Source organism: Salinisphaera sp. C84B14 (assembly GCF_040361435.1).
GTDB lineage: Bacteria > Pseudomonadota > Gammaproteobacteria > Nevskiales > Salinisphaeraceae > Salinisphaera.
In genome coordinates, this window is the sequence record NZ_APNL01000002.1 from 126,936 (window position 1) to 138,982 (window position 12,047).

11 protein-coding genes are annotated in these 12,047 nt (G+C 65.0%); 6 read left to right on the forward strand and 5 right to left on the reverse strand.

The features are described from left to right. Nucleotides 1-18: 18 nt before the first annotated feature. Together C84B14_RS02060 and C84B14_RS02065 are read right to left on the reverse strand one after the other, a co-directional pair. Nucleotides 19-981 (reverse strand): alpha/beta fold hydrolase, encoded by a 963-nt coding sequence (locus tag C84B14_RS02060; protein ID WP_353221644.1) that lies wholly within the window; start codon nt 979-981, stop codon nt 19-21. Further along, complete coding sequence (locus C84B14_RS02065; RefSeq protein ID WP_353221645.1) at nt 981-2,012, reverse strand: YihY/virulence factor BrkB family protein; 1,032 nt, start codon at nt 2,010-2,012, stop codon at nt 981-983. The genes C84B14_RS02060 and C84B14_RS02065 overlap by 1 nt, the downstream gene beginning before the upstream one ends. 150 nt (nt 2,013-2,162) lie before the next feature. Here C84B14_RS02065 and C84B14_RS02070 point away from each other — a divergent pair, with 150 nt between their 5' ends. Further along, a complete protein-coding gene (locus C84B14_RS02070; RefSeq protein ID WP_348765604.1) occupies nt 2,163-2,618 on the forward strand; it encodes a YbaN family protein in 456 nt (151 codons plus the stop codon). Here C84B14_RS02070 and C84B14_RS02075 read toward each other — a convergent pair. After that, the gene (locus C84B14_RS02075; RefSeq protein WP_353221646.1) at nt 2,551-3,540 is read right to left on the reverse strand and encodes a hypothetical protein; all 990 of its coding nucleotides are present in this window, start codon (nt 3,538-3,540) and stop codon (nt 2,551-2,553) included. The genes C84B14_RS02070 and C84B14_RS02075 overlap by 68 nt on opposite strands. 167 nt (nt 3,541-3,707) lie before the next feature. Between C84B14_RS02075 and C84B14_RS02080 the strand changes: the two genes are divergently transcribed. The 3 genes from C84B14_RS02080 to C84B14_RS02090 all read left to right on the forward strand — a co-directional run bounded on the left by C84B14_RS02080 (nt 3,708) and on the right by C84B14_RS02090 (nt 7,520). Next, nucleotides 3,708-4,013, forward strand: a complete 306-nt coding sequence (locus C84B14_RS02080) for a carboxymuconolactone decarboxylase family protein (protein WP_348765593.1) — start codon at nt 3,708-3,710, stop codon at nt 4,011-4,013. A gap of 234 nt (nt 4,014-4,247) precedes the next feature. Further along, nucleotides 4,248-6,056, forward strand: a complete 1,809-nt coding sequence (locus tag C84B14_RS02085) for a chloride channel protein (protein ID WP_353221647.1) — start codon at nt 4,248-4,250, stop codon at nt 6,054-6,056. A 141-nt stretch (nt 6,057-6,197) separates the two neighbouring features. Further along, nucleotides 6,198-7,520: an NCS2 family permease gene (locus tag C84B14_RS02090; RefSeq protein WP_353221779.1), complete on the forward strand. Its 1,323-nt coding sequence runs from the start codon at nt 6,198-6,200 to the stop codon at nt 7,518-7,520. On the opposite strand, the gene C84B14_RS02095 is transcribed toward C84B14_RS02090, so the two are convergent. Beyond that, a complete protein-coding gene (locus tag C84B14_RS02095; protein ID WP_353221648.1) occupies nt 7,517-7,978 on the reverse strand; it encodes an Lrp/AsnC family transcriptional regulator in 462 nt (153 codons plus the stop codon). The genes C84B14_RS02090 and C84B14_RS02095 overlap by 4 nt on opposite strands. Before the next feature lie 506 nt (nt 7,979-8,484). On the opposite strand from C84B14_RS02095, the gene C84B14_RS02100 reads away from it, so the two are divergent. Further along, a complete protein-coding gene (locus C84B14_RS02100; RefSeq protein WP_353221649.1) occupies nt 8,485-9,816 on the forward strand; it encodes an NRAMP family divalent metal transporter in 1,332 nt (443 codons plus the stop codon). Between the two features lie 82 nt (nt 9,817-9,898). Next, nucleotides 9,899-11,278 (forward strand): FAD-binding oxidoreductase, encoded by a 1,380-nt coding sequence (locus tag C84B14_RS02105; protein WP_353221650.1) that lies wholly within the window; start codon nt 9,899-9,901, stop codon nt 11,276-11,278. Nucleotides 11,279-11,324: 46 nt separating this feature from the next. Here C84B14_RS02105 and C84B14_RS02110 read toward each other — a convergent pair whose 3' ends face one another. Then, a complete protein-coding gene (locus tag C84B14_RS02110) occupies nt 11,325-12,023 on the reverse strand; it encodes an RBBP9/YdeN family alpha/beta hydrolase (RefSeq protein WP_353221651.1) in 699 nt (232 codons plus the stop codon). Between the last annotated feature and the right edge of the window lie 24 nt (nt 12,024-12,047).

The following is a 12,047-nucleotide window of genomic DNA, read 5'->3' on the forward strand; positions in this document are numbered from 1 at the left end:
ACTAGCGGTCGGCCCGGGTCAGTCCGTGGACAGCGGGCTGACCAGAAATGCGCTCACACGATCGAAAAGCTGTGGTGCACGGCGTTCCAGCAGCAAAAAGTGGGTGCCACGGCCGATTTCGTCGTACTGCTTATAGGCGCTGCCCAGCCGATCGAAGAGCCCCAGCGCGTCGTCGCGGATCGCGGTGGCGTCCTGGGTGGCCCGAATCACGAGCGTGGGCACCTCGATATCGCCGGCTTCGTAGCGGGCGCGGCCGTTGAAGGCTTCCCATAGGTCCACGAGCACGCCGTTGGGGGCACGCACATAATCGGCGGGTTCGTCGCGCAGCATCTGCTCGTACCAGCGATCGAGGACCGCCGGGTCGCGCCAGCTGTCCGGATCGTCGGCGATGATTTCTGCATCCCAGCGTTCGCGGGCCTGCGCGGCGGTTTCGGTGCGATAGGCGCCCAGGGGGCGCAGGCGGTGCGGGTTGTCGCGGTCTTCCAGGGCGTTGATGCGGTCGAGCCGCTCACAGCTGTAGACCGGGGCGAACAACACCAGCCGGTTGATCGTACCCGGACCGCTGGCGGCATACATGCCGGTGGTCATCGTGCCCCAGGACCAGCCCACCAGGTCCACGGTGTCCACGCCGGTCCGTTCGCGAATGGTGGCGATGGCGTCGGCGATATCGGCCACCGCGCTTTCCGCGCGGGCAAAGGGCGGGTTGTCTTTTGCGGGTTGGTCGAGCACCGGGCTGCGCGTGGAGGCGCCGTAGCCGCGCACGTCCAGCGCATAGGCGCTATAGCCGTCGGCCACCGCATGGTCGAGCCAGCTGCTGGTGGGCACGTCGAACATCACGCCGGGATAGGTCGCGCCGTGCACGAACAGCACGGCCTTGGCCGGGGCATCGGCAACGGGCGCGTCCGAACGCTTTTCGCGCAGGTGGATACGCTCGTCCGGCGCTTCGGAACTGGCAATGAACAGATCTTCGCAGTGTGCCATCAGCCCGGCCCCGGTTTCTTGTCTTCAAAGTCGATATCGTCGGCGCGCTTGGCGATGTTGTCGGCCACGAAGGCGCCGCGTTCGCCCATCGGTTTGCCGCCGGAGGTGGTGGTGTCGTGCGCGGTCTGGAACTCCAGCTGGGCGTTGAGCTCGCCGCCCATGAGCATGATCAGCACGGTGATATACATCCAGGTGAGCACCACCACCACGGCCCCGAGCGAGCCATAGGTGGCCGAATAGGTGTTGGAAAAGGCCACGTACACCGAAAACGCGAGCGAGCCGAGTATCCAGAACACGGTCACGATGGCCGCGCCCACGAACACCCAGCGCCATTTGGGCGGGCGACGACTGGGCGCATAGCGATACAGCCCGGCGATGCCGGTCATGAGCACCAGCGCGGCGCCGCCCAGGCCCAGCCCCCGGCCGACGGCCACCATCCAGTCGCCAAAACCCAGGGCCGCGAACAGCAGCGGTACGCCGGCCGCCATGACCGCCACCACGCTCAGGCCGAGCACGATGGCAAAGGTCAACGCCAGCGATACCGCGATCTTGACGAAGAAATTGCGGGTTTCGCGCTCGGCGTAGACCACGTTCAGCGCGATCATCAGCGCGGTGGTGCCCTTGCGCGCGCTCCACAGCGCCAGGCCCAGGGTGAAGAACGCCGCCAGCCCGAGCGAGGCCTGCGGCTTGGCGGCGATCTGGGTCATCTGGCCGGTGACGGTGGAAATCACGTCCGGCGGCACCACGTCGTCGAGCTGGTTGAGCTGATCGACCACGCCGGCCGGATCCAGAAACAGCCCGTAAATGGCCACGAACGCGGCAATGCCCGGAAAGATGGCCAGCAGTCCGTAAAACGATACCCCGGCGGCGATGATCGACAGGTTGTTGTCGTTGAAGGCGTGATAGACGCGCATCGCGACATCGCGCCAGCCCTTGAAGGGAATAGCCACGGGCGTGGACGCGCGCCGGCCACGGCCGTCGGCGGGCGGCTGCTCGTTCGACGAAAGCTGCTCGGCATTATGACGGTGCACCATGTTCTCCCTGACCTCGATACCTGCCAAACACGAACGACGCGACCCGGACCGGCCCTGCGTCGGCATGACAGCGCCGATACACGCGGCGTAGCATCGCGCCATGCCTCGCCCCAGCCGCTACTCTAACCCAACGCTGACGTGGTCACGATGCGTGAGCGCATGACGCTCAAGCAGTATCTGCTGGTCGCCGCGGCCGCGCTGCTGTTCGCGCTCGGCGTGCTCGGGGTGTTTCTACCGCTGCTGCCCACCACGCCGTTCATGCTCGCGGCCGTGGCGCTGGCCTCGCGCGGCTCGCCGCGCTTCGCGGCCTGGATACGCGCCAACCGCTATGCCGGCCCGGCCATCGTCAACTGGGAACGCGAAGGCGCGCTTACGCTACGTGCCAAGATCACCGCGCTGGCGATGATCGCCGCCAGCGCGGCTATCGTCTGGTGGCATATCGACTATCGGCCGCTTGCGATCGGCGTGACCCTGGGCCTGGCCTGCGTGGCCACATTCCTGGCCACGCGCCCCACGCCGCAGCGCCGCCCGCCGGCTAGTCGAAGCGCAGACTCTCGAGCATCGTCTGGATCTGGCGGCGATAACGGCCCGGATCGCCGCTGACCGTTGCGGTGACCTGGTACTGGCGCTGTTCGCCGACGCGATACAGCCAGTGCGAAACCGTATCGCCCATTTCGCTCTGCGTGCTGTAGTGCAGCGCCTCGTAATCGCCCACCCGGCGCGTGTCGGCGCTGGGGGCGCCGTCGGCACGCACCGCTTCGGCGTATTCGGCCAGGGTCGCGATACCGGCCCGGTGGTCACGCATGACGGTGAGCACGAACCCGTCGCTGATCTCGCTGGCGGCTGCATTGCCCGGGCCCAACACCTTGAACGACACGCTGTCGTCGCCGTCGCGCGATACCTGCGCCCCCTTGGGCCGTTCGATGGAAAAACCCAGCTCGGGATTGCGATAGCGGGCTTCGGCATCGGTTTTTTCGGGGTCGGCCGCTGCGGCCGATACGGGCACGAAGCTCGTCAGAATGGTATCGCTGACCGCCTCGGAGGCGCCGTCAACCACCATCACGGCCACGCGCTCATCAGCCAGAGCGATCGCCTTGACCGCGCGTTCGGCCCCCGGCTCGTCCTGCACCAGCACCACGCTGCCGTCGGTGTTGCGGGTTTCGCTGGCCGCGCTTGGATCGTCCAGCGCATTCATGGCCAGCGCCCGTAGCGAACGCCCGCCCAGCGCCGTGGTGGATACACGCAGGCTTAGCCCTTGCCCCTGCAACACCCGGGTGTCGCTGTTGCCCTGTGCTTCGGCGGGCAGCAGAGCGCGCGGATAATCGAACGCATAGCCCGCGCCGGTATCGCGATAGTGGGCGAAGTTTTCGGGCGGGGCGGCCCGCTCGGCCGCCGGGCCGGACTGGCCCTGGGCCGCGGCCAGCACCACACCGGCCGTGCACGCCAGCATCAGCAGCACGAGCACGGCGATCCGGATGGCAGGGCGGTTGATCTTGCCGTGGTATGGCATGGCGACGTTTTCCATTCGAAATAATGCTTTATCACCGACACCCCGGCGGCGCCAAGGTTTCCCCGCGAACGCGACCTTGGTTGCGTTGACAGCTTCGTCGCGGTGCGCGCAGGGTCGATTGCAGCGGCGCCATAACCAAACCAGAACATCGGCACCGCCCATAATCACTATCGGAGGAGCAGATGTACGACCGCAAGAATCTGGAACGCCTCGGCCAGCTCGACCGCGGCGCGCCCCAGGGCATGGACGCATTCTGGGCATTCGACAAGGCCGCGTTCGCCGAAGGCGCGATCGACGCCAAGACCAAGCAACTCATTGCGCTCGCCGTGGCCATGACCACCCAGTGCCCCTATTGCCTGGAACTGCATACCCAGGCAGCACGCGACGCCGGCGCCAGTGACGCCGAACTCAGCGAAACGGCGGTGGTGGCAGCGGCCATCCGCGCCGGCGGCGCGATCACCCATGCCACGCATATGTTCGATAAGTAGAGACGCGCCTCGAACAGGCTCGGCGGCGCCCGACAGGGACGCCGCCGAGCCCCTGCACAAGCCCGACACCAGCCCCGTGAGGCTTCGTCTGGAGGCAGGGTTGCTGTATACTCCACACACCTCAGGACGGCCGCCAAACGGCATGCCCAGCGAAGCGGGCCACCCAGACCTGCTTCACGCGCGACACCCGTCGCCGCGGCGGCCGACTCGACACCCAGCAAATCAGGGATTGCATTGGCCCGGTCGCGCACTATCGAACGTTCCAGCCTCGTACTCAGCCTGCTGGCCGTGTGCGTGGGCGTGGCGGCCGGCTACGGCGCATCGATATTCCGCGACCTGATCGCCGTATTCCACAACCTTGCCTTCTTCGGCGAGCTGTCGCGCCTATACGACGCCAACGAACATACCGCGGCCAGTCCGTTCGGCGCCTGGATCATCATCGTGCCCATGCTCGGCTCGGTGGCGGTGACCTTTCTGGTGCAGAACTTCGCCCCGGAGGCCAAGGGCCACGGCGTGCCGGAAGTCATCGATGCCATCTACTACAAGGGCGGGGTGATTCGCCCGAGCGTGGCCGGGGTGAAGGCGCTGGCCTCCTCGATCTCCATTGCCACCGGCGGCGCGGTGGGGCGGGAAGGCCCGATCATCCAGATCGGCTCGGCGCTGGGGTCGAGTATCGGCCAGGTCACGCTGCTACGCGAATGGCAACGCAATACCCTGATCGCGGCCGGTGCCGCGGCCGGCATTGCCGCTACCTTCAACGCCCCGCTCGGCGGGCTGCTGTTCGCGATCGAAATCATCCTGCCGGAAACCTCGGGGCGTACGCTCATTCCGGTGGCCCTGGCCACGGGCGCGGCCTCGTTCGTCGGCCGGGCGCTGTTCGGCAATACCCCGTCCTTCGATATTCCGGCGCTGGCCAATCAGGCACTCGACCTGAACTCGCCGGAACTGTTCGGCGTGTATGTGGTGTTCGGCATTCTCATGGGACTGGCGGCACTGGTGTTCACGCGCAGCATCTATGTATTCGAGGGGCTGTTCGAGCGCATGCCCGGCAACGACTATTCGCGCCACCTGATCGGCATGGGGCTGGTGGGCGTGATGATGTATGCCTTCATGACGCTCACCGGCGAGTACTACGTCGAGGGCGTGGGCTATGCCACGATCCAGGATATTCTGGAAAACGCGCTCACCTCGCCCTGGCTGTTGCTGCTGCTGTTCGTCGGCAAGCTGCTGGCCACCTCGCTGACCCTGGGCTCGGGCGCCTCCGGCGGCGTGTTTTCGCCGGCGCTGTATCTGGGCGCGACGCTCGGCGGCGCGTTTGCCGTGGCCATGCAGCATTTCGCGCCCTGGTTCGAACTCGACGTGGCCACCATGGCGGTACTGGGCATGGCCGCGGTAGTAGCCAGCTCTACCGGGGCAGCGCTGACCGCGATCGTGATCATCTTCGAAATGACGCGCGACTATCACGTGATCATTCCCATGATCATCGTGGTGTCGATTGCCTACTACGTTCGCCAGTTCCTCATGGCGGACACGATCTATACCTTCAAGCTCTCGCGGCGCAACCACCCGGTGCCGGCCTCGCTGGAAACCAATCTGTTCATGCTGCAGAAGGCCTCGGAGTTCGCCGACCCGCGCGTGATCCGCGTGGGCAACAACCGCGGGCTGGCGGAAATCCGCCGTCGCTTCAAACGCTTCGGGCGCCAGGCCCCGAACGTGCTGGTACTCGACGCCGAGCAGAAAATTCAGGCGATCTTTTCCACCCGCCGCCATTATCGGCTCACCCGACGCGCGAAGATCCGCAGCTGGGCCGACGAGCATATGGAAACCGACTATATCGTCGTCGCCGCCGACGACATGGTCTTCGATATCGTCGGCCGGCTGCGCGCGGCGAAGTGCGAAGTGGCGCTGGTCACGCCGGACGGCAAGATGAGCCACCCGCGCGAGGTCGAGGGCGTGCTCACACTCTCGGACGTGGCGCGCAGCAGCCGTCTGGCCCGCCAGATGGAGCGCCGTCGACCACGCGCCGAAGACGGGTCGCCCTGACCGGGATCGCGGGCGAAGCGCATCCATCCACCACTCGGGGATAGAGCCCGGGGCCTGGCCGGCATGTTTTTTGTATCATGCGCGCCCTATCAAAACGTCTACCGCCCCCCAGGCCCCAGCGCAGGATCCGCCGTGAACGCGATTGCCCGCTATTTCGATTTCGATAACCTCGGCACGAATTGGCGCACCGAGAGCATCGCCGGGCTGACGACGTTTCTGTCGATGGCCTATATCCTGTTCGTGAACCCGGCGGTGCTGTCGCTGGCCTCGGTGCCCGACGCGGCCGGCCTGGGCATGCCGCGCGATGCGGTGTTCACCGCCACCGCCGTGGCGGCGGCGTTCGGCTCGCTGGTAATGGGTTTGCTGGCGCGCTATCCGATCGCCCAGGCGCCGGGCATGGGCCTGAACGCCTTCTTTGCCTTCTCGGTGGTGCTCGGCATGGGCATCGAATGGCAGACCGCGCTCGCCGGTACGTTCGTCTCCGGCCTGATCTTCATGGCCCTGACCGTATCGCGGCTGCGCGAGCGGGTGATCAACGCCATTCCCGACGAGCTCAAGCATGCCGTGGCCGCCGGCATCGGCCTGTTCATCGCCTTCATCGGCCTGACCAATGCCGGCATCATCGTCAACGACGATGCCCTGCTCGTGGGCCTGGCCCCGCTGACCGACCCACAGACCCTGCTGGCGATCTTCGGCCTGCTGGCCACCGTCGTGTTGATGACGCTGCGCCTGACCAGCGCGATTTTTCTGGGCATGGCGCTCACCGCTGTCGTGGGCATGCTCACCGGGCTGATCGACCTGCCCGACCATATCGTCAGCCCGGTGCCGGATATCAGCCCGGTCGCCGGGGCGGCCATTGCGCGCCTGCCCGATCTGTTCACCCCGCAGATGGCGGTGGTCATCGGCACCATGCTGTTCGTGGATTTCTTCGACTCGGCCGGCACGCTCATGGGCGTGGCCCGTCAGGCCGGGCTGATCCGCGAAAACAAGCTGCCACGGGCCGGCCGTGCCCTGTTTGCCGATGCCCTGGCCACCACGGCGAGCGGCCTGATCGGTACCTCCTCGACCACCGCCTATATCGAATCCGCCTCGGGCGTGGCGGCCGGCGGGCGCAGCGGCTTTACGGCCGTGGTGGTGGGCCTGCTGTTTTTGCTGGCGCTGTTCTTCTCGCCCCTGCTGGCGGTGGTCACACAAGCGGTGACCGCGCCGGCGCTGATCGTGGTGGGCGTGCTCATGGCCGCCTCGCTGCGCCATATCGCCTGGGATCGCTTCGAAACCGCCGTGCCGGCCTTTCTCACCGTGCTGTTGATGCCGTTGACCTATTCGATCGCCACCGGCATCGCACTCGGCTTTATCGTCTACCCGATCACCATGGCCGCCGCCCGCCGCCACCGCGAGATTCATCCACTAATGCTCGCACTGGCGGTAATCTTTCTGGGCTATTTCGTATTCCTGCGACCTTAGGTAAGCGGCAGGCCCTGATAGTCTTTTAGCGTCTGCAGCACGATCGCCGTTTTCACGTGGTTTACCGTTTCGTGCGCGAGTAGCTGGTCGTTGACCAGCCGCGAGAGCGCTTGCAGGTCGGTGGTCGCCACTTTCAGCAAATAGTCCATATCGCCCGTCAGGGCATGGGCCTCCAGCACTTCCGGCAGGCCGGCCAGGAACTCGGCAAAATGCGTGGCGTTGTCGCGGTTATGGGTCGCCAGCGTTACCCAGATCATCACCAGCATGTCGTAGCCGAGCTTGTCGAAGCTCAGTTCGGCGCGATAACCCTGGATGAACCTCTCTTTTTCAAGCCGTGCCCGGCGCCGCGAACACTGCGACGGCGACAGCGAGACGAGCGTGGCCAGTTCGTTGCTCGTCAGGCGGCCGTCGCGCTGGAGATGAGCGAGGATCTTTCGGTCGAATTTATCCAACTGCATGAGCGACGCGCCTATTCTATTTTTTATGCACTGACGACGCGCCATTGCGCGAATTTGTCCTGGTTATGCGCCATTCCCGCACGCATCGACGCATACTATTGAAGCAGGCGACAAAACAAAAACAGCCCGATTCGACAACATACCGCCAGAACACGTGACAGCGTGATGGGCGGATTCGTTTTCGTTTCAGCGTGCCCAGGAGATGTCATCCATGAGCCAGCCCGGACCCAACGCCGCTCGGCGCCCGTTGTGCGCGGCCCCGCTGGCGGCCACAGCAGTACGTGCGCGCGGCCCTCGCTTTTCTGGCGAACCGTACAAGCACGCGCGATTCGTATCGGAGGCGCCGCATCGCTGACATACCGATCGCTGACATACCGGGATCGCCCATGTTCTGAAGCGGGCCCGCTATAACCCAAAATCGCGAAAAATCTCGAAAATACAATAAAATATCAGCTGCTCAAGCCAGTCGAGGCCGGTGCGAAGCGGTGCGTTCGAGGAGATATGAAGTGAGTGACCATCACAGTAAGCCGTATACGTCATCGGACGCGGCGCCGCCGGCTGCGCGGCGATCCCGGTATCTGGCCGCCATCGGCCCGGGTTTTCTGTTCGCAGGCGCGGCGATCGGCACCTCCCATGTCGTCCAGGCCACACGGGCGGGCGCTGATTACGGCACCGGCCTGCTGGCCTTCATCCTGCTCGCCATCCTGATCAAGTATCCCTGCTTTTATTTCGGCCCGCTCTATGCGAGCAAGACCGGCAATTCGCTTGTCGAAGGCTACCGACAGACGTTCGGCAAAGCCGTGGTGGCTCTGTTCGGCCTCGTCCAGATCCCGGTGTTCGCGATCATCGTGGCCGCGATTGCGATCACCACGGCCGGCGTGGGCGGCAATCTGCTCGGTATTCCGCTCAGCGCGCCGACGTTTGCCACGGTGCTCATTGCGGCCTGCTGCGTGATCATCTACGTCGGCGGCTATGCGATTGTCGATGCCGTCAACAAGCTCTTCATCGCCATTCTCAGCGTGACCACGATCATTGCCACCGCGCTGGCACTGCCGAACGTGGACTGGAGCTTCTACCCCAGCACGGCCGTTTCGCCGCTGTTGAGCCACACCACGTTCGTAACGCTCGTGGCTGTACTCGGTTTCATGCCGTCCGGTCTGTCGCTGTCCATCGTCAACTCGCTGTGGTCGCTCGCGCGTAACGACACCAACGGCGCCCGCGCCGACAGCCGACAGGAAAAAACCGATTTCGATATCGGCTATATCGGCTCGGCCCTCATTGCCGCCTGCTTCGTGATCATGGGCGCCGGGGTACTGCACAGCCAGAACATCAATCTGGCCACCGGTTCGGTCGGGTTTGCCAACCAGGTGGTGGATCTTTATGTCGCCACGCTGGGGCCGTGGAGCGGTTTCGTGGTCGGCATTTCCATCTTCACGGTGCTACTGACCACGCTGCTGACCGTGCTCGACGGCTTTCCGCGCGTGGTGGTCGCCGTGTTCGAAAGCCTGGCCCGCGACCGATCCGGGCAGCAGTCCGAGCAGGCTCGGGTCGGGCAGCGCCAGGGCGAGCTCTATATGGCCATGGCGGCGCTCTCGGTACTGGCGGTACTCATTCTGTATTTTCTGATGAGCAACTTCTGGCTGTTCATCAACTTCGCCATGATTACGTCGGCGGTGATCAGCCCGCTGCTGGCGGCGCTGAATCATTTCACGATCAACGGCGCTTCGGTCGCGCCCGAGGATCGGCCCTCGGCATGGCTCAACGCCTGGAGTGCGCTTGCGATCATCACGCTCGCGGTGTTGTCGCTGTGTTACCTGTACGTGCGCTTTTTGAGCTAGGCACACGAGAACCTGTTCACCGCCGGGCTGACCACAGCCCCGGCGCTCGACCGCTTACAAGCGCCAGCAGAGGAAACGCCCCATGGCCCTACTCGCCGACCTGCAAGCCGCCTTCGACCCGGGCCGCGTGGTTGCGCCCGAGCACATCCCCAGCCGCCACCGCAGCGATTGGGGCGTGGCCCTCGCAGACCATGAACAGCCGGCCGCGCTCGTTTATGCCTACAACGCCGCCGACGTCTCTCGCGCGCTCGAGATCTGCGCTGGCTACGACTGCGCGGTCGTCGCCCAGGGCGGGCTCACGGGCCTGACCGGTGCGGCGACACCGGTCGACGGCTGTGTGATCGTCAGCCTCGAACGCATGCGCGCGATCGAGGAAATCGATGCAGCGGCTTCCACCATGACGGTCGAGGCCGGCGTGCCGCTGGAACGGGTGCAACAGGCCGCCGCCGAGGCCGGCTTTTTCTTTCCCCTGGATCTGGGCGCACGCGGCTCCTGTCAGATCGGCGGCAATATCGCCACCAACGCCGGCGGCAACCGTGTATTGCGCTACGGCATGGCACGCGATCTGGTGCTGGGCCTGGAAGTGGTGCTGGCAGACGGCAGCGTGGTGACGTCGCTCAACAAGATGCAGAAGAACAACGCCGGCTACGACATCAAGCATCTGTTCATCGGCAGCGAGGGCACCCTGGGCATCATCACGCGCGTGGTACTCCGCCTGTTCCCGGCCACAACGAGTGAATGCACCGCGTTGTGTGCAGTCTCGGACTACGATTCGGTACTCGCTTTTCTGGCCCATGCGAAAGCGCGCCTCGGGCCCACGCTATCGGCGTTTGAAGTGATGTGGCCGGACTTCTATCGTCTCGCGCTTGAGGCGAACGATATGCGTCCGCCGCTGGACGAGCACCACACGGCCTATATTCTGCTCGATACGCTCGGCACGGATCCCGAGGCCGATCAGGCCCGCTTTGAAGACACCATCGCCAGCGCCCTCTCCGAGGGCCTGGTCGTGGACGCGGTGCTGGCCCACTCGCTGGCAGACAGCGAGCGGCTGTGGACACTGCGCGGCCTGGCCGGCGAGTTCAGCCGCGTGTTCTCGCCGCGTATCGATTTCGATATCAGCGTGCCGATCGGCGATATCGGTGTCTTCATCGAGCGGGCGCACGCAGGGCTGATAGGGCAATGGCCCAGCGCGCGCGTGCTCGGCTGGGGCCATATCGCCGACAGCAACGTGCATCTGTCGGTCAGTATCGACCAGCAGCCACAACCACTTGAAGCCGTCGAGCGCACCATCTATGCGCTGGTGCGCGAATACGGCGGCTCCATTTCTGCCGAGCACGGCATCGGCCTGCTCAAGAAACCGTTTCTGGATTATTCCCGCAGCGCCGGCGAGATCGCGCTCATGCAACGGATGAAACAGGCGCTCGATCCGGCCGGGCTGCTCAACCCCGGCAAGGTTCTCTAAAACCGCGCTGCGCCGCAACGCAATGCGCCGGCCGATGTGGGCCTGGCTAAAGGCTGGCGTTACACCCGAACCGATCGTTGCCCGCACCGATCATATCGCGCAGAGCGCTCAGCACCGCGGGCAACCGCGTATAGCCGTCGCGGCCGAGAAAATGGCCACCGTCGGGCGCGAGCAGCAACGGTGAGTGCAACCGCTCGGCCAATGCCATACTCAAATTGAATGGCACGATCGGGTCATCACGAGCGGTTATCACAAGCTGCCGATCGACATGCGCGTGGATCGCGTCGAAATCGAGTCGCGCCGCGACGAAGGCGTCGAGTTGCGGCAAGGCAGGCAACGGGTCGGCAAACGCCGATACCAGTACCAGACCGGCCCAGTGCGCGCCTGCCGGGTCGGCATCGATACGCCGCTGTAACGACGCCAGCAGGGCGATACCACCCAGGCTATGGGCCACGAAATAAACCGGCCGTTGCGTATTGCGGGTCAACAGATCGAGCCGTTCGGCCCAGGCACGGGGCTTGGGGGCCGTGGGGTCGGGCAGCGCAATACGACGAGCTTCGATCCCGCGCTCGGTCAGCGCGTTTTCGAGCCAGCCAAACCAGTGATCGGCCGGTGTGGCCGCATAGCCGTGGATGATGATAACCAGCGGCTGTGCCGGTCGCTCGCTAGCGGCGGGCGCCGCCACCACCACGCGCGCACAGACGCCCAATAACAGCATGCACAGGCATTTGAACGAACAAGACATGACGACGATCCATCGTGTGATTGA

What these genes read in the sequence shown, in the direction of transcription:
- C84B14_RS02060 (WP_353221644.1), bottom strand. Translation starts at nt 981, where the DNA reads ATGGCACACTGCGAAGATCTGTTCATTGCCAGTTCCGAAGCGCCGGAC.
- C84B14_RS02070 (WP_348765604.1), top strand. Translation starts at nt 2,163, where the DNA reads ATGCGTGAGCGCATGACGCTCAAGCAGTATCTGCTGGTCGCCGCGGCC.
- C84B14_RS02075 (WP_353221646.1), bottom strand. Translation starts at nt 3,540, where the DNA reads ATGGAAAACGTCGCCATGCCATACCACGGCAAGATCAACCGCCCTGCC.
- C84B14_RS02080 (WP_348765593.1), top strand. Translation starts at nt 3,708, where the DNA reads ATGTACGACCGCAAGAATCTGGAACGCCTCGGCCAGCTCGACCGCGGC.
- C84B14_RS02095 (WP_353221648.1), bottom strand. Translation starts at nt 7,978, where the DNA reads ATGCAGTTGGATAAATTCGACCGAAAGATCCTCGCTCATCTCCAGCGC.
- C84B14_RS02105 (WP_353221650.1), top strand. Translation starts at nt 9,899, where the DNA reads ATGGCCCTACTCGCCGACCTGCAAGCCGCCTTCGACCCGGGCCGCGTG.
- C84B14_RS02110 (WP_353221651.1), bottom strand. Translation starts at nt 12,023, where the DNA reads ATGTCTTGTTCGTTCAAATGCCTGTGCATGCTGTTATTGGGCGTCTGT.